The following is a 21,954-nucleotide window of genomic DNA, read 5'->3' as shown; positions in this document are numbered from 1 at the left end:
TGGGCAACTTTGGGGGTAACTCATGAGGAGCCTTGTAAAACGAATGCAAGTCATTGTTTTACAAGGGTATTCCTTAGTTTGCTCAAATTTTGAGCGGTGAACAACCTTGGTCGCCAAAACCGCGTCGCCAAGCCCTCGAAGCGCCTCCGACTCCTGTTTTTCACGGTTTTCCGTGAGCGAAAAACGCTATCGGATCAGCCACTTGCAGCTGGAATGTGGAAAAGCCGGCTTCTTCCCCACTTTCAGTGCACAACTTTGGGGATAACTGATGAGGAGCGTTGTAAAAGCAACGTAAGTTGTTGTTTTACAAAGGGATTAGTTAATCTGCCCAAAATTTGGGCGGTGAACAAGATGCCCTTCGGGACTCGCCGCGAGCCCTGTCGGCGATCAGTAAGGCGGCGCCTTGCGCGCCCGCTGCGCGCGTGCCGCCTCGGTCCACCACGCGAGATCGTCCGCAAACCGGCCGAATGAGCGCTGCAGCGACTCGCCCGCGGGCCCCGTCGGCTTGCCGGCGGCATCCAGCGTCTGCGAGATCGGCCCGACGGCGAGCGTGCTCGACACCACGACCATGCCCATCTCCGAGAGGATCGAATGCCACACCGTGCCCGAGCGCACGCCGGAGAAGCGCCCCGCCGAATAGCTCGCGATGGCCGCGGGGCGCCAGAACCACTCTTCCAGGAAATGGTCCGTGAGGTTCTTCAGGCCCGGTTGCGGGCCCCAGTTGTATTCGCCGGTGACGAAGATGAAGGCATCGGCCGAGCGGATCTTCTCTGCCAACGCCTCCATCGCGGCGGGAGCGCTGCCCTTTGGGTACTCCTTGTACATGCGGTCGAGCATGGGCAGGTCGACCGCCTTCGCGTCGATCAGCTCCGCATCGTCGCCGCGCTCGCGCAGGCCGGCGACGATGTAGTCCGCGAGGCGCACGCCCATGCGGTCGGAGCGGTAGGAGCCGTAGAACACCGGGATCTTGTCGCTCATCGTCTGTGCTCCTTTGCGTCGGTGTGCAGTGGCTCGCTCAGGTCGGAGCCTGCAGCTTGTCCTGCGTGCGGGTGTCGAAGTCGGTGGCGTCGTGCCGCTCGTGCAGCTGGCTCGTCGGCTGGCCCCAGGTGCGGTTGACCATGCGGCCGCGCTGCACCGCCGGGCGTCGGGCGATCTCGTCGGTCCAGCGCAGCACATTTTTGTATCCGCTCACCTGCAGGAACTCGCCCGCCTCGTAGAGCTGCCCCTTGGCCAGCGTGCCGTACCAGGGCCAGACGGCCATGTCTGCGATGGTGTATTCGTCGCCCGCGAGATAGCGGCTTTCGGCCAGGCGGCGGTCGAGCACGTCGAGCTGGCGCTTGGTCTCCATCGCGAAGCGGTCGATGGCGTATTCGATCTTCGTGGGCGCGTAGGCATAGAAATGGCCGAAACCGCCGCCCAGGTACGGCGCGCTGCCCATCTGCCAGAACAGCCACGACAGGCACTCGGCCCGCGCCGCCCGCTCGGTCGGCAGGAAGGCGTTGCCGAACTTCTCGGCCAGGTACTGCAGGATCGCGCCCGACTCGAACACACGGATCGGCTTGTCGCCGCTGCGGTCCATGAGCGCGGGAATCTTCGAATTCGGGTTCACCGCCACGAAGCCGCTGCCGAACTGGTCGCCGTCGTTGATGCGGATCAGCCAGGCGTCGTACTCGGCGCCCGCATGGCCCAGCGCCAGCAGTTCCTCGAGCATCACCGTCACTTTCACGCCGTTGGGCGTGGCAAGCGAATAGAGTTGCAGCGGATGCTTGCCTACGGGCAGCTCCTTCTCGTGCGTCGCGCCCGCGATGGGGCGATTGATGTTCGCGAAGCGGCCGCCGCTTTCCTTGTTCCATGACCAGACGGTGGGCGGCGTGTAGGCTGTCGTGCCATTCATGCGATGAGTTCCTGGAGTTGAACCGACGATGATCATTCTCTACGACTGCGCCACCGCCCCCAGCCCGCGGCGCGCGCGCATCCTGCTTGCCGAGAAGGGCATTGCGCACGAGACCGTGCAGGTCGATCTTGTCCGTGGTGAGCAGATGGGCGAGGCCTACCGCGCGATCAATCCGCAGTGCACCGTGCCCGCCCTGCGCACCGACGACGAAGACGGCCTGCTGCTGGCCGACAACGCCGCCATTGCGGCCTGGTTGGAAGCCCGATACCCGCAGCCGCCGCTGATGGGCATCACCCCACGGGAAAAAGCCGAGATCGCCAGCTGGAACTGGCGCATCGAGTTCGAAGGATTGCTCGCCATCGCCGAGACGCTGCGCAACAGCTCGCCCGCCATGGCCGACCGCGCATTGCCCGGCCCGGTGAACTACGCGCAGATTCCCGAACTCGCCCAACGCGGGCTCGCGCGGATTCAACACTTCTTCGAGACGCTGAACGAACGGCTGGCCGGCCGCGATTTCATCGCCACCGACCGCTTCAGCATTGCCGACATCACCGCCGTGGTGGCGGTGGACTTCGCCCGCGTGGTGCGGGTCAAACCCGGGGAGCAGCACCCCGAGCTGCTGCGCTGGCGTGCGGCTATGGCACAGCGGCCGTCGATGGCGATGGCGCGCTGAGCCGGAGCCAACGGCGCGTCGGGCGCCGCTGTCAGGACCAAAGGCTGTCGATCAGCGCTCGATCGTCAGCGCCACGCCCATGCCCCCTCCGATGCACAGCGAGGCGATGCCCTTCTTGGCGTTGCGGCGCTGCATTTCGTGCAGCAGCGTCACCAGGATGCGGCAGCCCGATGCGCCGATGGGGTGGCCGATGGCGATGGCGCCGCCGTTGACGTTCACCTTGTTGATGTCCCAGCCCATTTCCTTGTTCACGGCACAGGCCTGGGCAGCGAAGGCTTCGTTGATCTCGAGCAGGTCGAGGTCGGCGGCCTTCCAGCCGGCGCGCTGCAGCGCCTTGGTCGACGCGGGCACGGGGCCCATGCCCATGATGGCCGGGTCGAGGCCGGCGGTGGCGTAGCTGGCGATGCGGCCCAGCGGCTTCAGGCCCAGGGCCGCGGCCTTCTTGGCCGTCATGACCATCACGGCGGCGGCGCCGTCGTTCAGGCCCGAGGCGTTGCCCGCGGTCACTCCGCCGGCCTTGTCGAAGGCGGGGCGCAGGCCGGCCAGGCCTTCGGCGCTGGTCTTGCGGTTGATGAACTCGTCGGTGTCGAAGACGACCGGGTCGCCCTTCTTCTGCGGAATGCTCACGCCGACGATCTCGTCCTTGAACTTGCCGGCGTCCTGCGCGGCGGCGGCCTTGGTCTGGCTGCCCAGCGCCAGCTCATCTTGAGCGGAGCGGTCGATGCCGTACTTCTTGGCCACGTTCTCGGCGGTGATGCCCATGTGGTACTGGTTGTAGACGTCCCACAGGCCGTCGACGATCATGGTGTCGACCATCTTCCAGTCGCCCATGCGCTGGCCGTTGCGCGAGTTGGGCAGCACGTGCGGCGCGGCGCTCATGTTCTCCTGGCCGCCGGCGATGACGATCTCGCTGTCGCCCGTGGCCACGGCCTGGGCCGCCAGCATCACGGCCTTCAGGCCCGAGCCGCACACGGCGTTGATGGTGAGAGCCGGCGTTTCCTTGGCGCCGCCGCTCTTCAGCCACGCCTGGCGCGCGGGGTTCTGGCCCGCGCCGGCCGCCAGCACCTGGCCCATGATGGCCTCGCCGATCTGGTCGGCCGTGAGGTTGGCGCGCGCAATCACTTCCTTGATGACGGTTGCACCGAGCTCGGTGGCCGGGATGCCGGCGAGCGAGCCGCCGAACTTGCCGACTGCCGTGCGGGCTGCCGAAACGATGACGATGTCTTCCATGAGGTTCTCCGTTGAAGTGATTTGAAACTCTGCTGCTACGGCCTTGCCGTGCCGAACTCCGTCAGGCCTTGGCCTTGACGTAGCGTCCGGGTGCCGGCTCGATGGCCTTGTAGGCCTTGCCGTTGCCGTACGCCTTGGGCGCGGGAACCTGTTTGCCCGCGTGCCCCTTGAGCCATTGTGCCCAGTCGGTCCACCAGCTGCCCGGGTGCTCCTGCGCGCCGGCCAGCCATTCGGCCTGGGTCTTGGGAAACTTGCCGTCCTCGCGGATCCAGTGGCTGCGCTTTTTCTTGGCCGGCGGGTTGATCACCCCGGCGATGTGACCCGAGGCGCCCATCACGAAGCGCTTCTTGCCGGGCAGCAGCTGCGTGGATGCATACGCACCGCCGATCGGCACGATGTGGTCCTCGCGCGAGCCGTAGATGTAGGCCGGGATGTCGATGCGGCCCAGGTCGATCTTCTCGCCGCACACCGTAAGCGCGTTGGGCTTGGCCAGCTTGTTCTCGTGGTACGTGTTGCGCAGGTACCAGGCGTAGAACGGGCCCGGCAGGTTGGTGGCGTCGCTGTTCCAGTACAGCAGGTCGAAAGGCGGCGGGGTCTCGCCCTTGAGGTAGTTGCCGACCACGTAGTTCCACACCAGGTCGTTGGGCCGCAGGAAGCTGAAGGTCGAGGCCAGGTCGCCGCCGGGCAGCAGGCCGCCGTTGCCCAGCTGCATCTCGCGGTACTGCACCATCTGCTCGTCCACGAAGATGTCGAGGATGCCGGTGTCGCTGAAGTCGAGGAAGGTGGTGAGCAGCGTGACCGAGGCGGCCGGCTTCTCGCCGCGCGCCGCGAGCACGGCCAGCGCGGTGCTCAGGATGGTGCCGCCCACGCAGAACCCCAGCGCATTGATCTGCTTGCTCCCACTGATCTCCTGCACCGTGTGGATCGCCTTGATGGCGGCGTTCTCGATGTAGTCGTCCCAGGTGGCCTTGCCCATCGACTCGTCGGGGTTGCGCCAGCTCACCACGAACACGCGGTGGCCCTGCTCGTTCGCATAGCGGATCAGCGAGTTCTCGGGCTGCAGGTCGAGGATGTAGAACTTGTTGATGCAAGGCGGCACCAGCAGGAAGGGCCGCTCGTACACCTTGGGCGTGAGGGGCTTGTATTCGAGCAGCTGGAAGAACTCGTTCTCGAACACCACGGCGCCTTCGGTGGTGGCCACGTTGCGCCCCACTTCGAAGGCGCTCTCGTCGGTCATGCTGAGGTGGCCCTGCCTGACGTCATGCAGCAGGTTCTGGATGCCCTTGGCGATGCTCTCGCCCTGCGTGTCGATCGCCTTCTTCTGCGCCTCGGCATTGAAGGCCAGCGAATTGCTGGGCGCCGAGGCGGCCATCCATTGCTCGACCGCGAAGCGCAGCCGCGCCTTGGTCTTCTGGTCGGCATCGATGGCCTCGGCCATGCTCAGCATGGTGCGGCCGTTGAGCAGGTACACGGCCGCCGAGAAGGCCGACAGCGGATTGCGGCCCCAGGCGTCGCCCGCGAAGCGCTTGTCGCCCTCGGGCTTGGCACCGAAGCCCTGGCGCCAGAGTTCGGTGGCCTCGGCGAGGTATTGCTGCTGGATGGACTGGAGTTTTTCGGGATCGATGGAGAAACGCGGCAGCTCGGGCATCTTCATGCCCTGCGGCAGCTCCCATAGCGGCGTGCCGCCGACGTTGAAGGCCGAAGCCCCTTGCGCGGCGGACTGCTGGAACGATTCCAGCGCCTTGCTCCATCCCTCTGAAATAGCCTGCTGGAAGGGCGCGAACGCATCGGCACCCGTTGCTTGTTGCTTCATCATCTCTCCTGGTCCTCGCCTGAAACGGTACGGATGGCTTGCGTCTTTTGAGTATGCTGCATTCAAAGAGCGCTCACAACGCTACCTCCACCACTTACCAACTGAAACTTTCCGTGTTTGTCCATCTGATCGTCATCGGTTGGTTGTATGTCGCCTTGATGATGGCCGTGGCCGAAGCCACCAACACCACCGGAACGGTGCTGGGCGCCATCTTCACATTTCTTTTGTATGGTTTGGCGCCGGTCGCACTGGTGGTTTACCTGATGGGCACTCCAGCGAGGCGACGCGCGATCAGGCAGCGCGAATTCGAGGCGCAGGAAGCCGCCCGGCGAGCGGCTGCCGAGGCTGCTGCAGGCTCAGGCCTTCCAGACCAGGGCGGCGAAACGGCCGCTGATGCCGTCGCGCCGGTGCGAAAAGAACCTTGAAGCGTTGCCGACGGTGCACCAGGGGTCGCTGCCGTCGTTGCCATGGATCGACTCGATGCCCGCCGCGCGCAACCGCTGGCGCGCCAGCCCGGGCAGGTCGGCAAGCCATTTGCCTGCAGCAGGCGCAGGCCGGAAGCAGGACGCCGCCTCTGGCGCATGCGCCTCGAACGCGGCCTTGACCTCCGGTCCCACCTCGAAGGCCTTGGGGCCGATGCACGGCCCCAGCCAGGCGATGACCTTCGAAGCGCCATCGAAAGACTTCGCCGTCTGCTCCAGCACGCCGCCTGCCAGACCGCGCCAGCCGGCATGTGCGGCGGCCACGCGGTGACCGGTTTCGTCGGTGAAGAGCACCGGCAGGCAATCGGCCACCATGATCGTGCAGGCCAGGCCGGCCTCGGTGGCGGTACAGCCGTCAGCGGCCGTGCCATCGTTCACCGCACCAGCGGCGGCATCGAGCTCGACGACGCCCGTGCCGTGCACCTGCTGGAGAAAGACCGGACGAGCCCCGACGGCAGCGCGCAAACGGTTGCGGTTCTGTGCCACGTGCACCGGCTCGTCGCCCACGTGGTCGCCGAGGTTCAGGCTCTCGTAGCGCCCCAGCGAGACCCCGCCCTCGCGCGTGGTGCACACGGCCCGCACGTTCGGCGGCGCGGGCCAGTCGGGCACGAGCCAGCTCGCATCCATCGGCTTCAGGCTTCCGCGTCGGGGGCCTGCGAAGGCTGGGCACGCTGGAAGGCGTCGAGCTCCATGCAGGCGTCGAAGGCGGCCATGGTGCGCGGCAGGCCGCTGAAGTCGCAGTCGAAACGGCGGCCGTTGAAGATCTGCGGCACCAGGCAGCAGTCGGCCAGGGTGGGCGTGTCGCCCCAGCAGTAGGTGCCGGCGGGGTACTGCGCGAGCTGGCGCTCGAAGGCCAGCAGGCCGTCGCGCACCCAGTGGCGGTACCAGGCGTTCTTGGCTTCCTCGTCGAGCTTCAGGTCCTTCACGAGGTACTTCAGCACACGCAGGTTGTTCAGCGGATGGATCTCGCAGGCGATGGACTGGGCCAGCGCGCGCACATGGGCACGGCCCGCCGGGTCGCGCGGCAGCAGCGCGGGCTCGGGGTGGGTTTCGTCGAGGTACTCGATGATGGCCATCGATTGCGAGAAGCGCTCGCCCTCGTCTTCGAGCAGCGGCACCAGTCGGTCGGCGGAGATGGATGCGAAGGGGCCGGTGCGGTGGTCGCCGCGCGCGATATGCACGGGAACGTAGTCGAAATCGAGGCCCTTCAGGTTGAGGGCGATGCGCACGCGAAACGAGGCGGAGGAGCGGAAGTAGTTATGCAGCTTCATGGTTTCGCAAGGATAGCGCTCCCCAGGGAGCAAGTTCAGGAACGGGGCATGGCGGCCAGCACGCAGCGGAAGTCCTGCAGAGCCGCCTTCGGCGAGGTGGCTACGATCCCTTCGCGCCATTCGCCTAGGATGCGGCGCGCGGCCTCCTCCTCCCGCGCGGCGATTCCGATGCGCCAGGGCCCCAGCGCACCAGGCTCCTCGCCCTCGCCGTGGTTGTGCTGGCCCTCGCCGTAGGGGCGACCCTCGGAGCAGGCGCGGCAGAGCATCTGCATGCTGGTGGTCCAGTTCTCGGCGCTGGCGTCGGCGGCCTCGAAGCGCTTGACCAGCGCGTCGATGTCTTGCCTGGTCGCCTCCTCGATGGTGACTTCGTACGTCGAATAGTCCGAAGGTGCGATCAGCTCCAGGGCATCGAACACCGGCACCTCGCGCTCGCCATGCAGGCGGTAGCCGTTGGCCGCGCCGTCGTGCAGCACGAGGTCGCCGTAGCGGTGGCCGCAGTCGGGCGTGGGCACGTTGCGCAGGATGGCGCGCGCCGGGTCGATGCGGTCGGCCCACACCACCTCGCTGGCCTCGAAGCCATGCACGCGGATGGGCGTGAGCCCGATGAAGAGATCGACCGGCCCGTCCCCCTCGGGCACCTCGATGCCGTACTGCCGCCATGCACTGCGGGCCGTGGACCAGTCGCCCAGGGCGGTGGCCGCGATGCCGAGATTCCAGATCGCGCCCTCGTTGCGCGGGTCGCACCGCACCGCGCGGGCGTTGGCCTGCAGCGAGGCGGTCCAGTCGCCGCGGTACTTGTGGATGAGGCCGATGTTGTACCAGGGGGCCGACCAGTTCGGCAGCACGGCGCCGGCCTGCGCATAGGCTTGCAGCGCGCCGTCCTGGTCGCCCTCCTCGTCGAGCCGGCGGCCTAGTTCGTTGAGCGCGTTGGCCTTGCCGGCCTTGCCGATTCGGATGGGCATGGTGGGATTCGAGGGGAATGGAGAGGGAATACGCCGGGCGGGCCGCCTATTGTGAGCCTGCCGCCTCTGGCACACTGCCGGTTTCCCGCTTGGCTTCCCTGAAAAAAGGACACGTCGCAATGGCTTCCGAGTTCGTCTTCGCCCCGCCCGCCGCCGTTTCGGTGCCGGTGGCCGGCCAGTCAGCCCGCTTTCCGGTGCACCGCATCTACTGCGTAGGCCGCAACTACGAAGATCACGCCAAGGAAATGGGCTTCACCGGCCGCGAGCCGCCCTTCTTCTTCATGAAGCCCGCAGACGCGCTGGTGGTGGTCGATGCGGGCCAGACCGGCACCATGGCCTACCCCTCCCTCACCAGGAACCTGCACCACGAGATCGAGCTCGTGGTCGCCATCGGCACCGGCGGCAGGAACATTGCCGCGGCCGACGCCCACAAGCACATCTATGGCTACGCGGTCGGCCTCGACATGACGCGCCGCGACCTGCAGAACGACATGAAGAAGCAGGGCCGCCCCTGGGACATCGGCAAGGGCTTCGAGCAGAGCGCGCCCATCGGCCCCATCGTGCCCGTGGCGCAGGCCGGCGACGCCGAGAAGGCCGAGATCTCGCTGCAGGTCAATGGCACCGACCGCCAGCGCAGCAACGTGAGCAAGCTGATCTGGAACGTGGCCGAGACCATCGAGCACCTGTCGGCGGCCTGGGAGCTGCAGCCCGGCGACCTGATCTACACCGGCACGCCCGAAGGCGTGGCCGCCGTGGTGGCCGGCGACACGCTCGTGGGCGAGGTCGCGGGCCTGCCGAAGCTGACCGTCAAGGTCGTCTGAAGACGGCGGCCGGTTTCATGCTTCTGCGCGTACCCATCAAGCATTGCAAGAACTGTGGCACCGCGGTGGTCTACCGCGTGCCGGACGACGGCGACACCAAGCAGCGCGCCGTCTGCCCGGCCTGCCACACCATCCACTACGAGAACCCGCTGAACGTGGTCGGCACCATCCCCGTGCTGGGCGACAAGGTGCTGCTGTGCAAGCGCAACATCGAGCCGCGCTGGGGCAAGTGGACGCTGCCGGCCGGCTTCATGGAACTCGAAGAGACCACCGCCCAGGGCGCCGCGCGCGAGACCGACGAGGAGGCCGGCGCGAACTTCGAACTCGAGGGCCTGTTCTCGGTGATCAGCGTGGTGCGCGTGGGCCAGGTGCACCTGTTCTACCGAGCCCGCCTGCTGGACGACAAGTTCGACCCGGGCCACGAGACCATCGAGGCGCGCCTGTTCACCGAGGAAGAGATTCCCTGGGACGAGATCGCCTTCCGCACGGTGCGCGAGACGCTCGAGCACTACTTCGCGGACCGCAAGCGCGGCAGCTTCGACCGCGTGCACGAACTCAGCATCGTCTGACCAGATCCATGAACAAGACACTGCGCACTACCCTCTTCTGCGGCGCCAGCCTCGGCTTCGCGCTGGCGGCAGCGGCGGCCAGGGCGGAAACCGTGGGCGACGTCGACACCGCCTTCAAGCTCATCGGCCCCGACCACAAGATCGTGATCGAGGCCTACGACGACCCCAAGGTCAACGGCGTGACCTGCTACGTCTCGCGCGCCAAGACCGGCGGGCTGGCCGGCGCGTTCGGCGTGGCCGAGGACAAGGCCGAAGCCTCCATCGCCTGCCGCCAGGTCGGCCCGGTGAGCATCGCGCAGCCGCTGCCCAAGCGCGAGGAGGTCTACAGCGAGCGGCTGTCGGTGCTCTTCAAGCGCCTGCGCGTGGTTCGCATGGTCGACGCCAAGCGCAACACGCTGGTCTACCTCACCTACTCCGACCTGCTGATCGACGGCTCGCCCAAGAACAGCGTGACGGCGGTGCCCATCGACCGGGCGACGCCGATCCCGCTCAAATAGCCGGCGGCCTATGTCCTCTTCACAGCCGGTTGCTCTTTCGCGCGGCGCCGGCGCGGCGGTTTGCTAGCATCGCCCGCGTGGCGCGCCCCCACGGCGCGCCGGTTTGCAGGAACCCTCCGCAACGAACCCGTTCGAACAGAGCCCATGCACCTTCAGACTTTCGTTTTACGCGCCGGCGCCATGGCGCTGCTCGCCGCAGGCCTCGCAGCCTGCTCCACGGTCGACCTCAACACGCCCTGGCCGGCGCCCCCGGCGGCCAAGCCACCGGTGCAGCAGCGCCCGGCGGCCCTGTTCATCAGGCCGGCGAACGGCCCGACCATCGCCCGCTTCGACGGCGACCGCGTCAAGGGCATCGACATCGCCGGCAACCTCGGCGACCCGGTCGTCGCCTCGGCCGACGGCCGCGTGGTGTACGTGGGCGGCGAACTGCCGGCCTACGGCAACATGGTCATCGTGAAGCACAACGAGACCTTCCTCACCGCCTATGCGCACGTGCAGACCATCCTGGTGAAGGAAAACGCCGTCGTCCGCCAGGGCGACAAGATCGCCGAGATGGGCCGCAGCAACGCCGACCGCGTGAAGCTGCGCTTCGAGATCCGCAAGAACGGCAACCCGGTCGATCCCGAGCCGTATCTCAGTGGCCGGCTGATGCAGTAAGCGCCGCGGCGCTCACCAGGAAAAAGCCCCCTTTCGGGGGCTTTTTCGTTTTTACGGGCACCCGAAAGAACGGGCGCCCTCTCCCTGTCCAGTCGCGTCACTCGGACGTGGTGGTATCGCGCAGCACGATCTCGCGCCAGCTGCTGTCGTAGGTGCTGACGAACATGTTGCGGAAGGACACCGAGCCCTGCGCCGGCAGGTTGAAGGTCTTCGATGCCGTGCCGGTGGCCGAGGGCGCGACGTCGGCCCGGTCTTCCGCGCCGGCCGAGGGGCCCGCGATCAGGTTCAGGAAGAACTGCGCGGCGAAGGCCGGGTTCAGGCCGGTGGCGCTGACGGCGAAGTCGCTGCCGCCCAGGTAGGACGACAGGGCCGGCGTGGTCGAGAAGGCCGGGTAGCTCACGGCGGCGGTTTCGGCCAGCGTCAGCGGACGGCCGTGGAAGCGGTGCCTGTAGATGATGTCGAAGCCGTTGAACTTGGCCACCGTCGTGCCGTCGCTCTCGTAGGCGGTGAAGGTGTACTCGGGCGTGGCGGGAAGCGCGGCGATCGCGCTGTCGCTCAGGCCGGCGGTCGGGCGGCCGCTGCAGTTCGAGGTCAGGTAGTAGTAGTTGAAGCTCGAGCCGCCGTCGATCGGCCATGCGCCGCCGCCCGAAGGACGCACGTGGCGCAGGCCACCGGGGGGCAGGCCCGGACCGGTGACGACCACCGAGGCGACGGTGCCGCTGTTGCTGGTGTTCGTGTCCTGGATCTCGAACTGCAGCGAGCTGCTCACGCAACCGGTCGACTTCTCCTTGGTGGCATGCATGTGCGGATTGATGTCCAGCACGCGCCCGTCGCCGCGCAGGCGCCAGGCGCCGTCCGTGCCCTTCACGATCTGCATGCCCTGCGTGTTGCTGAAGGCGATGCCGTCCTTGTCCTTGTGGGTGAATTCGACGAAGGCACGCGGGCTCGTGTTGTTCGCGTCGATGGTGTAGTTGATGCGCTGGATCACCACGTCGGTGAAGCTGGCGCCGATGAGGCTGGTGTCGGTCGCCGTCTCGTTGGCGAACTGCATGGCCGAGAGGTCGGAGAACCTGAAGCCGTAGGTGCCGGTGACGGGATTGGTGCCATCGGTCATCAGCGACAGCAGCTGCGAGGGCGTCGGCAGCCCGGTGGCGAACTTGCCCACGAAGTCCGAGAGCACCTTGCGGATCGCCACGATGTCGTCGGCCGCGGTGTCCATGCCGGAGCCGCTCATCGGCGTGGTGGCGGGCTCGGCCGCCGCCTTCACCGCCAGGTCGTCGGCGATCTGCTGCTGGGTGACGATGTTGGTGATGGTCGCCACGTTGGTGGCCGGATCGACGCTCACGCGCAGCACGTCCAGCGCCTTGTCGAGCGCGCTCGAAAGCGGCGTGAAGGCCGTACGCAGCAGGTCGATGCTGGCGTCCACGCCCATGGCCTGCAGCACCGGCAGCAGCTTGGCCTTCAGCGCGTCGCTCTCGGCCTTGAGCTCGTCGGCGGAGAGCGAGGCGAACTCGCCGCCGTCGAAGTACTGCGAGGCCAGACGGCCGGCGATGTTGGACACCACCAGGTCGGTCAGCGGCGTGATGTTGATGTTGCCGTTCACGTCGGCCGCGGTGGCGGCCGAGTGGATCACCGTGCGCTCGCCGGCCACCGTGCCCTCCGCACGGAAGACGAAGGGCGCGGTCATGCCGCTCACGTCGATGGTGTACTTGCCATCGACCAGCGGCACGGTCTTGCTCGCGCCCTTGGCATCCTTGACGGTGACGGTACCCACCAGCGGCAGGCCGGAGGCCGCCGTGCCCGAGAACGTAACAGGCGCCGAGCTTGCCGGCGGCTCGCTGGCCGGCGGATTGCTGCTGCCACCCGCAGCCGGGAAGCCGGCGAAGCCGCCGCCTCCGCCCCCCCCGCCTCCGCCGCAGGCACCGAGCGAGATCAGCAGCGCCACTGCGCATGCGCAGCGCGTCGTCTTGAAGAAGGACTGGCCGGAGGCCGCGGGGGTCGCGAAGTTTGTTTTCATGGATGGTCTTGTCAGGTGAAGGGCAAACAAAAGAATCAACTCGTAACACGAGCGATGCGATTCTTCTGGAGGCCCCTTCCGTAGACCATCCTCTGTTTTGAGGATGCGGGCCGGGCGTGCCTAAAGCAGGCTCTCGGGTACCAGCGGCGCCAGCAGTTCCAGCTTCCAGCGCGACCAGAAGTCCGTCTCCGGCTCCTGGTGCAGGATGGTGTCGGCCGCGTCGCCAGAGGCCGGGCTCACCCACTCGATGGCGCCCTTCGGCCCCAGTTGCAGCTGGTAGGCACCGTCCAGCCGTATGAAGCCGATCAGGCTGGTGAGCTGCTGGGCGATCTGCGGGCTGAAGATGAAGATGCCGACCTCGGTGTTGTGCAGCATCGAGCGCGGGTCGAAGTTCATCGAGCCGATGAAGACGATCTTGCGGTCGACCACCGCCGACTTGCCGTGCAGCCGGCCGCTGGCCGAGCCGTACATGCCGAAGCGCCTGGTCTGCTCCACCCGCTTGGGGCTCAGCTCGTAGAGCTCCACGCCCAGGCGCAGCATCTCGGCGCGGTAGCGGCGGTAGCCGATGTGCACCAGCGACTCGTCGGTGGCCGCCAGCGAATTGGTGACGATGGTGTAGCTCACGCCGTTGCCGCGCACGAGGCGGATCGTCTCCATGCCGCCGCGCCCCGGGATCAGGTAGGGCGTGGTCTGCATGATCTCGTTCTCGGCGCCGCGCAGGTAGCGCCGCACGTTGTAGAGCACGCTGTCCTTCGACTCGTCGGCCGGCAGGCCGCGCGCCTCGTCGGTCTGGCCCAGCGCCTTGGCGGGCGGATCGGCATAAGCCTCGGCGCGGGCCCAGACCAGCTTCAGCTCGCCCGCGTCCAGGTCCTTGGCCAGCGGGTTGTTGCCCAGCAGGTCGGTGGAGCCGGGCACCTCGGGGTGCAGCTCCTCGGGCCCGGTCGTGAGGCGGTCGAAGCGCTCGCGCAGCTGCTGCCGCGTCTCGCCGGTGGGCGGCACCAGCGACTCGATGGGGTAGACGTAGGGGCTGTTCCAGTACATGTCGAACAGCGACGACAGCCTGGGCACCACCTCGCCGGCCACCAGCGTGTCGATGTCGATGAAGTTCGAGCCCCCGTCGCGCAGGAAGTACTCGTTGGCCATGTTGCGACCGCCCATCACGCCGATGGTGTTGTCCACCACGTAGAGCTTGTTGTGCATGCGGCGGTGCACGCGGTCGAAGTCGAGGATCGACCATGCCCAGCGCGTGCCGAAGCGCTCGCGCCCGGCGGGAAAGGGGTTGAAGAAGCGCACCTCCACGTTCGGATGCGAGGCGAAGCTCGAGAAGAGCGGGTCGGCGCCCGCCGTGTAGAGGTCGTCCACCAGCAGCCGCACCCGCACGCCCCGGTCGGCCGCATCGCGCAGGGCGCGAAGCAGATAGCGGCCGGTCTCGTCGTTCTGCACCAGGTAGTACTGCACGTCGATGGAGCGCTGCGCGCGGCGCGCGAGCTCGATGCGCGCATGCAGCGAGAACTGCGGCATCGGCAGCAGGCGGAAGCCGCTGAGCGGTTCGCCCGGCGGCGCCGAGGCCTTCACGAGGCGGCCGAGCCTGGTGTCCGCCCCATCGGAGATGGCCGTGGAGGGCTTGCGCTGCACCTCCGACGGCAGGCCGGCGCAGCCCGCCATGAAAAGCGCCGCGATGCCCAGCAGCAGCCAGGCCAGCCATCGGACGTGCGGTTGATCGGCAGTCCGGCGGTGGAGTTTCGGCATGGATGGCGGCGCGTGGGTTGGAGCGTGAATCGTGGATCGGGGCAAGGCCCGAAAAAGCTCGCGGTTTCTACCACGAGCCCGGCTCATGTGCCGCACCGCCGCAACAGTTTCAAGGGGTCCCGCTCAGGAGCTGCGCGCAGGCCCCCACTGCCTGACGAAATGCTCGGCCCGCAGCGTGGCCCTTTCGACAGCCGCGTCCCACGAGAGCTGCTGGGTGATGACGAGCGCGCAGCGGGGAACTCCGCTGAAGCTCAGTTCGGCGATACCCGCGTAGGTACCGCTGGGCGTACGCATGAGTTCGAGCCAGCCCGTCCAGCCGTCCGGTACGCTGAGAGCAAGCCGAGCGCCGTCCATGATGGATTCACCATAACCCATTTATTAACGTACTTCCATGAATTTAAACCCTAAGCACTACCTCCGAGTGCGGGGGAGCTGAGGCTACCGGCTGCGCCTGTAAACGGCATCGCCTGAACATGGGAGGCGCCGGCGGGTTTTGGGCAAAGATCGGGGAGCATGAATCCGATGACGACGACGATGAAATCCAGGGCCGCCAGCGCGGCCACCCTCGCCCTCTTCGACGATCCGCCCCGGCCGGCGCGCGAGGCGCTGGGCACCGGCGCCTTCGTGCTGCCCGGCTTCGCCCTGCCCTTCGTCGACGAACTGCTGCCCGCGATCCGCGCCGTGGAGGCGGACGCGCCCTTCCGCCACCTCGTCACGCCCGGCGGCTTCACCATGTCGGTGGCGCTGACCAACTGCGGCGCGCTGGGCTGGACCAGCGACCGGCGCGGCTACCGCTACAGCGCGACCGATCCCGACAGCGGCAGGCCCTGGCCCGCCATGCCCGGGCCCCTCGCCCGGCTGGCGCGCGAGGCCGCATCGGCGGCCGGCTTCGACGGCTTCGCGCCCGACGCCTGCCTCGTCAACCGCTACGCGCCCGGCGCGCGCCTGTCGCTGCACCAGGACAAGGACGAGCGCGACTACGGCGCGCCCATCGTCTCGGTGTCGCTGGGCATGCCGGCCGTGTTCCTGTTCGGCGGCCATGCGCGCGGCGACAAGGCGGCGCGCATACCGCTCGCGCACGGCGACGTGGTGGTCTGGGGCGGCGAGGACCGGCTGCGCTACCACGGCGTGCTGCCGCTGAAGGACGAGCCGCATCCGCTGCTCGGCGCCATCCGCATCAACCTCACCTTCCGCAAGGCGGGCTGAGCGCATGCAGGCGAGCGAAGAAACAAGGAAGGCACGCAAGACCAGCCCCGTGGGCGCGATGCGCGAGCTGTACGCCGCGCTGTGGCACTTCGCGGCCGGCGCGCGGGCGCAGTTGCTGGCGGCCACCGCCCTGCTCGCGGGCTCGCAGCTGATACGGCTCACGGCGCCCTACCTCGCGGGCCAGGCCATCAACGCGCTGCAGCGCGGCGAGCTTGGCACCGCCGGGCGCTGGATCGGCGGACTGGCCGGCGTGTACCTGGGCGCGTGGATGCTGCACGGGCCGGGCCGCATCCTGGAACGCAACGTGGGCCTGAAGGTGCGCGAGACGCTGGCCGACCAGCTCTATGCGCGCATCGCCGCCGCGCCGCTGGCGTGGCACGACGGGCACCACTCCGGCGAACTGCAGCACCGCGTGCACCAGGCGAGCCGGGCGCTGTCGGATTTCGCGCAGAACCAGTTCATCTGGCTGACCAACGCCGTCAACTTCGTCGGGCCGCTCGTGGCGCTGGCGCTGCTGTCGCGCACCAGCGGCATGACGGCGCTCGCGGGCTACGTGCTGATCGGTCTCGTCATCGTGCGCATCGACCGCGCGCTCATGAAACTGGCGCGCGCCGAGAACGACGCCGACCGGCGCTACGTGGCCGCGCTGCTCGACTTCCTGGGCAACGCCTCGACCGTGATCGGCCTGCGCCTGCAGGGCGCCTCGCGGCTGCTGCTGCGCCGGCGCATGGCCGCCATTTCGCTGCCGCTGAAGCGCACCGTGGTGCTGAACGAAGGCAAGTGGTTCGCGGTCGACCTGATGGGATTGCTGCTGACCTGGGGGCTGGTGGTGCTCTACGTATGGCAGTCGCGCACGCCCGGGCAGGCCGTGATGCTGGGCGCGGTGTTCATGATCCACCAGTACGCGCAGCAGGCGGTCGGCGTCGTCACCTCGGTCGCGGCCAACTTCAGTTTCTTCGCGCGCATGCACACCGACTACGGCAGCGCGGAGCCGATCTGGCGGGCGCCTTCAAGCAAGGAGGCGCTGGACACGCCGCCCGAGCAGGTGCCCGGCGCGCAGCGCATCGAGGCCGATGCGCCATGGCGGCAGCTGGAAATACAGGCGCTGCAATGGCGCTATGCGCCGCGCAATGCTCCGGCGGAAGTCGAAGCCACCGGCCCGCCACGCAGCGGCCTGCACGATGTGGCGCTCACGCTGCGCCGCGGCGAGCGCATCGCCCTCGTCGGCCCGAGCGGCGGCGGCAAGAGCACGCTGCTGCGCGTGCTGGCCGGGCTCTATCCGCCGGACAGCGGCACGCTGCTGCTCGACGGCCAGCACGCCGATTGGCCCCGGCTGCGCCGCTTCGCCACGCTGATCCCGCAGGAAACCGAGCTCTTCGAGGCCAGCGTGCGCGAGAACCTCGCCTTCGGCCAGCCGAGCGACGACGCGCTGCTCGAAGCCGCCCTGCACGTCAGCACTTTCGACGAAGTGCTGAAGGCCACCCACGGCGACCTCGGCACGGCCGTGTCGGAGCGCGGCTTCAATCTCTCGGGCGGCCAGCGCCAGCGGCTGTGCCTCGCGCGCGGCGTGCTCGCGGCGCAGGGCAGCTCGCTGCTGCTGCTCGACGAGCCGACCAGCGCGCTCGACGCGAGCACCGAAGCCCGGGTGCTGGAACGCATCGCCGGTGCGTTCCCCGACGCCTGCCTGATCGCCTCGGTCCACCGGCTGAGCCTGCTCGATCGCTTCGACACGGTTGTGCTGATGGAAGCCGGGCATGTGCTCGACCACGGGCCATGCGAGGAGGTGCTGGCGAGGCAGCCGCTGCTGCAGCGCATGGCCGTGCCGGCCGGCGCGCAGGCCTGAAGAGGACTACGGCAGGTTCTCCCTGAAGATCACCTGGCTGCGCGTCGTCTCGACGCCGCTGAGCGCCTCGCGCCGGTCGCGCAGGTTGGTGAAGATGCGCACGCAGTTCATCAGCGTGGTGTGCGGGCTCTGCGTGATCACCGCGTCCATGCTGCCGTCGATCAGCAGCGCGCGCGTATCGGGCGTGAGCCCGTGGCCGATGAAGACCACCTTCTGTTCGCGCCCCGCCTCCTTAAGCGCCCGCGCCACGCCGTCGGAGGCACCGCCGATGTTGTAGATGCCGCCCATGTCCGGATGCTGCTCCAGCAGCGCGCGCGTCTGGCGGTGGTTCTTGTCCGCGTCGTCCTGCCCTTCGCGCAGGCCCACCACCTCCAGCCGCGGGAACATCTCGTCGATGACGTGCAGGAAGCCGGCCTCGCGCTCCTCGTGCGCCTTGTAGCTCAGGCTGCCCGCGATGAGCGCGACCTTGGCGGCCCGCGCGCCGATGAAGCGGCCGATGAGATAGCCCGCGGTGCGCCCGGCCGCGCGGTTGTCCAGCCCGACGAAGGCCGCGCGCTCCGAGTTCGACAGGTCGGAGATCAGCGTGACCACCGGCAGCCCGCGCGCCGCCAGCGCGGCCACCGCCTCGCGCACGGCCGGATGCTCCAGCGCCATCATCGCGATGCCGTCGCAGCGCTGGCCGTGGCTGCGCAGCGCGTCGGCCAGCTCGTGGGGGTTGAAGCTCTCGATGAACACCGTGCGGCACTGCACGTTGAACGGCGCCCAGTGCTCCTGCGAGTAGCCCACCATGTCGCCCAGCATGCGGATGAAGCGGTTGGTGCCGGCCGGCAGCAGGAACACCAGCCGCAACGGCGGCGGCGTGAGCGCGGCATAGAGCGCCGGCCCCGGCAGGTAGTCGAGCTCGCCCGCCGCCTTGAGCACCCGCTGCACCGTGGCGTCGCGCACGCCGGGGCGGCGGTTCAGCACGCGGTCGACGGTGGCGGTCGACACCTGCGCCGAGCGGGCGATGTCGACCACGCGGGCGCGGCGCGCCTCACGCTGCGAATCGGGTCGAGGGTCGGGTCGAGAGTCGGGCCGCGATGTTTGTGAAGGGTTTTCCCGCATACATCAAAAACCATCAGATTGAAGTTTGACCCGAATGATGCAGGCTTTTATCTTCGCTGTGGTTCGAATCCGGTGATGCATCAGATTGCATCAACGGCGAGCCCCGCTCAATCGGCTGACCGGCCCACCTGCCGTTCAGCGCCCCTTCAGAAGATCACGGAGACAACGAGACATGACCTCAGCCACCCGCCTGACCCGCAGGGATGCCCTGCGCACTTTCTCCGCCCTGCCCGCCGCCGGCATCGTGGCGGCGGTGCCGCGCATCGCGCGCGCCGCGGAGTTCTCGTACAAGTACGGCAACAACCTGCCGCTGACGCACCCGCTGAACATCCGCGCGCAGGAGGCGGCCGACCGCATCGCCAAGGAAACGAAGGGCCGCGTCGAGATCAAGATATTTCCCAACAACCAGCTCGGCGGCGACACCGACATGCTGGCGCAGGTGCGCTCCGGCGGCATCGAGTTCTTCACGCCCTCGGCGCTCGTCATCGCCACGCTGGTACCCGTGGCCGCCATCAACGCGGTGGGCTTCGCCTTCAGCGACTACGCCCAGGTGTGGGCCGCCATGGACGGCAAGCTCGGCGCGCACGTGCGCGGCGCCATCGCCAAGTCGCGCCTGTATGCCTTCGAGAAGATGTGGGACAACGGCTTTCGCCAGACCACCAGCAGCAAGGCGGCGGTGGCCACCGCGAAGGACATGGACGGCCTGAAGATCCGCGTGCCGGTGAGCCCGCTGTCGATCTCCATGTTCAAGGGCCTGGGCGCCGCGCCGGCCAGCCTGCAGTTCAGCGAGGTGTATTCGGCGCTGCAGACGAAGATCGTCGACGCGCAGGAGAACCCGCTGCCCATCATCCAGGTGGCGAAGCTCTTCGAGGTGCAGAAGTTCTGCTCGCTCACCAACCACATCTGGGACGGCTACTGGTTCATCGCCAACGGCCGCGCCTGGGACGCCCTGCCCGATGACCTGAAGACCATCGTGGCGCGTGCCATCAACGACGCCGGCATGCAGCAGCGCGAAGACATCAGAAAGCTCAACGAATCGGTCGTCGGCGACCTGCAGGCCAAGGGCCTCGCCATCAACCGGCCCGCGGCCGACAGCTTCCGCGCCAAGCTGCGCGACTCCGGCTTCTACGGCGAATGGAAGGGCCGCTTCGGCCCCGAGGCCTGGGCGCTGCTCGAAGGCGCGGTCGGCAAGCTGGCCTGAGGACCGATGGTGCACGAATCGACCTTCGAGGCGGCAGCCCTTTCAGGCTCGGCCGCCGGCTCCCCGGCCAACCCGCTCGTCCGCTTCGCCGCGCGCGCCGACCGCGTGCTCGGCGGCGCTGTCGAGGCGGTGGCCGCGCTGCTGGTGCTGGCCGAGATCTGCGTGCTGTTCGCGGGCGTGGTGTCGCGCTACGTGTTCCACGCGCCGCTGGTGTGGTCTGACGAGCTCGCGTCCATCCTCTTCCTGTGGCTGTCGATGCTCGGCGCGGTGGTGGCGCTGCGGCGCGGCGAGCACATGCGCATGACGGCGCTGGTGCAGAAGGTGCACCCGCAGGCGCGCGCCATGCTCGACGCCTTCGCCATCGCGGCCTCGGTCGCCTTCCTCGCGCTCATCATCTGGCCGTCGATCGACTACGCGCACGAGGAGTCGTTCATCGTCACGCCCGCGCTGGAGGTCAGCAACGCGTGGCGCGCCGCGGCCATTCCGGCGGGCATCGGCATCATGCTGGCGATGGCGCTGCTGCGGCTGCTGCGCGTGTGCTCGGGCCGGCAGATCGCCGTGGCCCTGCTCGGCATGGCGGCGCTGGTCGGCGCCTTCTGGCTGGCCGCGCCGCTCTTCGCCACGCTGGGCAAGTTCAACCTGGTGATCTTCTTCGTGGTGATCGTGGCGGCCACGGTGCTCTCGGGCGTGCCCATCGCGTTCTCCTTCGCGCTGGCCACCTTCGGCTACCTGGCGCTGACCACGCGCACGCCGCTGCTGGTGATGGTCGGGCGGCTCGACGAGGGCATGTCGCACCTGATCCTGCTGGCGGTGCCGCTGTTCATCTTCCTCGGCGCGCTCATCGAGATGACGGGCATGGCGCGCGCCATGATCCAGTTCCTGGCCAGCCTGCTGGGCCACGTGCGCGGCGGCCTCTCGTACGTGCTGATCGGCGCCATGTACCTGGTGTCGGGCATCTCGGGCTCGAAGATCGCCGACATGGCGGCCATCGCGCCGGTGCTCTTCCCCGAGATGACCAAGCGCGGCGCCAAGCCCGGCGACCTGGTGGCGCTGCTGTCGGCCACCGGCGCGCAGACCGAGACCATTCCGCCGTCGATCGTGCTCATCACCATCGGCTCGGTCACCGGCATCTCGATTGCCGCGCTGTTCACGGGCGGGCTGCTTCCGGCCGTGGTGCTGGGCGCGGCGCTGTGCGTGGTGGTGTGGTGGCGCTATCGGCGCGAAGACCTGAGCGCCGTGCGGCGCCACAGCAAGCGCGAGATCGGCCGGCTGCTGCTGGTGGCGCTGCCAGCCGTGCTGCTGCCCTTCGTGATCCGCGCGGCGGTGGTCGAGGGCGTGGCCACGGCCACCGAGGTGTCGACCATCGGCATCGTCTACTCGGCCATCGTGGGCCTGGTGGTGTACCGGCAGTTCGACTGGAAGCGCATCAAGCCGATGCTGGTGGACACCGCCTCGCTCTCGGGCGCCATCATCTTCATCGTCGGCTGCGCGACCGCCATGGCCTGGGGGCTCACGCAGTCGGGCTTCTCGCAGGACCTGGCGCGGCTCATGGGCGCGCTGCCCGGCGGAGCCTACGGCTTCCTGGCGGTGTCGATCGTCGCCTTCATCGTGCTGGGCAGCGTGCTGGAGGGCATCCCGGCCATCGTGCTGTTCGGGCCGCTGCTCTTTCCGATCGCCAAGGCCGCCGGCGTGCACGAGGTGCACTACGCCATGGTGGTGATCTTCGCGATGGGCATCGGCCTGTTCGCACCGCCCTTCGGCGTGGGCTACTACGGCGCCTGCGCGGTGAGCAAGGTCAATCCCGACGAAGGCATCAGGCACATCTGGGGCTACATCGCCGCGATGCTGATCGGCCTGCTGATCGTGGCCGCCTTCCCGTGGTTCTCGACGGGCTTCCTGAAGTCCTGAGGCGGCCCTGCCGCTCCACGGGCAGACCCCAAGAAACACAACACACAACAAACTCAC

The 21,954-nt window shown here is 68.1% G+C and carries 21 protein-coding genes; 10 read left to right on the top strand and 11 right to left on the bottom strand.

Annotated elements, in window-relative coordinates; all coding sequences use genetic code 11:
* Positions 1–387 precede the first annotated feature (387 nt).
* Together ABL844_RS13175 and yghU are read right to left on the bottom strand one after the other, a co-directional pair.
* A complete protein-coding gene (locus ABL844_RS13175) occupies positions 388–978 on the bottom strand; it encodes an NADPH-dependent FMN reductase (protein WP_418131576.1) in 591 nt (196 codons plus the stop codon).
* 37 nt (positions 979–1,015) lie between these two features.
* Positions 1,016–1,894: a glutathione-dependent disulfide-bond oxidoreductase gene (gene yghU / locus ABL844_RS13170; protein WP_418131575.1), complete on the bottom strand. Its 879-nt coding sequence runs from the start codon at positions 1,892–1,894 to the stop codon at positions 1,016–1,018.
* A gap of 28 nt (positions 1,895–1,922) precedes the next feature.
* Between yghU and ABL844_RS13165 the strand changes: the two genes are divergently transcribed.
* The gene (locus ABL844_RS13165) at positions 1,923–2,567 is read left to right on the top strand and encodes a glutathione S-transferase family protein (protein ID WP_418131574.1); all 645 of its coding nucleotides are present in this window, start codon (positions 1,923–1,925) and stop codon (positions 2,565–2,567) included.
* A gap of 51 nt (positions 2,568–2,618) precedes the next feature.
* On the opposite strand, the gene ABL844_RS13160 is transcribed toward ABL844_RS13165, so the two are convergent.
* Both ABL844_RS13160 and phaC read right to left on the bottom strand, forming a co-directional pair.
* The gene (locus tag ABL844_RS13160; RefSeq protein ID WP_418131573.1) at positions 2,619–3,797 is read right to left on the bottom strand and encodes an acetyl-CoA C-acetyltransferase; all 1,179 of its coding nucleotides are present in this window, start codon (positions 3,795–3,797) and stop codon (positions 2,619–2,621) included.
* 61 nt (positions 3,798–3,858) lie between these two features.
* Positions 3,859–5,610: a class I poly(R)-hydroxyalkanoic acid synthase gene (gene phaC, locus ABL844_RS13155; RefSeq protein ID WP_418131572.1), complete on the bottom strand. Its 1,752-nt coding sequence runs from the start codon at positions 5,608–5,610 to the stop codon at positions 3,859–3,861.
* Positions 5,611–5,663: 53 nt separating this feature from the next.
* Here phaC and ABL844_RS13150 point away from each other — a divergent pair, with 53 nt between their 5' ends.
* Positions 5,664–6,035, top strand: a complete 372-nt coding sequence (locus ABL844_RS13150) for a hypothetical protein (RefSeq protein ID WP_418131571.1) — start codon at positions 5,664–5,666, stop codon at positions 6,033–6,035.
* Here the strand turns inward: ABL844_RS13150 and pgeF are convergent.
* The 3 genes from pgeF to ABL844_RS13135 are packed head-to-tail and all read right to left on the bottom strand — an operon-like array spanning position 5,967 to position 8,325.
* Positions 5,967–6,719, bottom strand: coding sequence for a peptidoglycan editing factor PgeF (pgeF, locus tag ABL844_RS13145; RefSeq protein WP_418131570.1), 753 nt, complete (start codon positions 6,717–6,719; stop codon positions 5,967–5,969). The genes ABL844_RS13150 and pgeF overlap by 69 nt on opposite strands.
* Positions 6,720–6,724: 5 nt before the next feature.
* Entirely contained in the window at positions 6,725–7,363 is a 639-nt protein-coding gene (maiA, locus tag ABL844_RS13140) for a maleylacetoacetate isomerase (RefSeq protein ID WP_418131569.1), read from the bottom strand.
* A gap of 35 nt (positions 7,364–7,398) precedes the next feature.
* The gene (locus tag ABL844_RS13135; protein ID WP_418131567.1) at positions 7,399–8,325 is read right to left on the bottom strand and encodes a tetratricopeptide repeat protein; all 927 of its coding nucleotides are present in this window, start codon (positions 8,323–8,325) and stop codon (positions 7,399–7,401) included.
* 119 nt (positions 8,326–8,444) lie between these two features.
* Here ABL844_RS13135 and ABL844_RS13130 point away from each other — a divergent pair, with 119 nt between their 5' ends.
* The 4 genes from ABL844_RS13130 to ABL844_RS13115 all read left to right on the top strand — a co-directional run bounded on the left by ABL844_RS13130 (position 8,445) and on the right by ABL844_RS13115 (position 10,869).
* On the top strand, positions 8,445–9,146 hold the full coding sequence (locus ABL844_RS13130; protein WP_418131566.1) for a fumarylacetoacetate hydrolase family protein: 702 nt from the start codon (positions 8,445–8,447) through the stop codon (positions 9,144–9,146).
* A 17-nt stretch (positions 9,147–9,163) separates the two neighbouring features.
* Positions 9,164–9,715, top strand: a complete 552-nt coding sequence (locus ABL844_RS13125) for an NUDIX hydrolase (RefSeq protein ID WP_126018531.1) — start codon at positions 9,164–9,166, stop codon at positions 9,713–9,715.
* A gap of 8 nt (positions 9,716–9,723) precedes the next feature.
* Positions 9,724–10,212 carry a CreA family protein gene (locus tag ABL844_RS13120; protein ID WP_418131565.1) on the top strand — a complete coding sequence of 163 codons (489 nt, stop codon included), beginning with the start codon at positions 9,724–9,726 and terminating at the stop codon, positions 10,210–10,212.
* Positions 10,213–10,356: 144 nt separating this feature from the next.
* The gene (locus ABL844_RS13115; protein WP_126018527.1) at positions 10,357–10,869 is read left to right on the top strand and encodes a murein hydrolase activator EnvC family protein; all 513 of its coding nucleotides are present in this window, start codon (positions 10,357–10,359) and stop codon (positions 10,867–10,869) included.
* Positions 10,870–10,966: 97 nt separating this feature from the next.
* Here ABL844_RS13115 and ABL844_RS13110 read toward each other — a convergent pair whose 3' ends face one another.
* The 3 genes from ABL844_RS13110 to ABL844_RS13100 all read right to left on the bottom strand — a co-directional run bounded on the left by ABL844_RS13110 (position 10,967) and on the right by ABL844_RS13100 (position 15,010).
* On the bottom strand, positions 10,967–12,886 hold the full coding sequence (locus ABL844_RS13110; protein WP_418131564.1) for a hypothetical protein: 1,920 nt from the start codon (positions 12,884–12,886) through the stop codon (positions 10,967–10,969).
* A 120-nt stretch (positions 12,887–13,006) separates the two neighbouring features.
* Positions 13,007–14,635, bottom strand: coding sequence for a phospholipase D family protein (locus tag ABL844_RS13105; RefSeq protein ID WP_418125481.1), 1,629 nt, complete (start codon positions 14,633–14,635; stop codon positions 13,007–13,009).
* A 123-nt stretch (positions 14,636–14,758) separates the two neighbouring features.
* Positions 14,759–15,010 carry a hypothetical protein gene (locus tag ABL844_RS13100; protein ID WP_184641926.1) on the bottom strand — a complete coding sequence of 84 codons (252 nt, stop codon included), beginning with the start codon at positions 15,008–15,010 and terminating at the stop codon, positions 14,759–14,761.
* Between the two features lie 147 nt (positions 15,011–15,157).
* Between ABL844_RS13100 and alkB the strand changes: the two genes are divergently transcribed.
* Both alkB and ABL844_RS13090 read left to right on the top strand, forming a co-directional pair.
* Entirely contained in the window at positions 15,158–15,841 is a 684-nt protein-coding gene (gene alkB / locus ABL844_RS13095) for a DNA oxidative demethylase AlkB (RefSeq protein ID WP_418131563.1), read from the top strand.
* Between the two features lie 4 nt (positions 15,842–15,845).
* Positions 15,846–17,684 (top strand): ABC transporter ATP-binding protein, encoded by a 1,839-nt coding sequence (locus tag ABL844_RS13090; RefSeq protein ID WP_418131562.1) that lies wholly within the window; start codon positions 15,846–15,848, stop codon positions 17,682–17,684.
* A 6-nt stretch (positions 17,685–17,690) separates the two neighbouring features.
* On the opposite strand, the gene ABL844_RS13085 is transcribed toward ABL844_RS13090, so the two are convergent.
* Entirely contained in the window at positions 17,691–18,788 is a 1,098-nt protein-coding gene (locus tag ABL844_RS13085) for a LacI family DNA-binding transcriptional regulator (RefSeq protein ID WP_418120057.1), read from the bottom strand.
* Positions 18,789–18,960: 172 nt separating this feature from the next.
* On the opposite strand from ABL844_RS13085, the gene ABL844_RS13080 reads away from it, so the two are divergent.
* Positions 18,961–19,989 carry a TRAP transporter substrate-binding protein gene (locus tag ABL844_RS13080; RefSeq protein ID WP_418131561.1) on the top strand — a complete coding sequence of 343 codons (1,029 nt, stop codon included), beginning with the start codon at positions 18,961–18,963 and terminating at the stop codon, positions 19,987–19,989.
* A 6-nt stretch (positions 19,990–19,995) separates the two neighbouring features.
* Complete coding sequence (locus tag ABL844_RS13075; RefSeq protein WP_418131560.1) at positions 19,996–21,897, top strand: TRAP transporter large permease subunit; 1,902 nt, start codon at positions 19,996–19,998, stop codon at positions 21,895–21,897.
* The last annotated feature ends 57 nt before the right edge of the window (positions 21,898–21,954 follow it).

The organism is Variovorax sp. 278MFTsu5.1 (genome assembly GCF_048305045.1).
GTDB lineage: Bacteria > Pseudomonadota > Gammaproteobacteria > Burkholderiales > Burkholderiaceae_C > Variovorax > Variovorax guangxiensis.
Note: the sequence above shows the minus strand (reverse complement) of the source record. Positions and strands in the feature narration are given on the sequence as shown.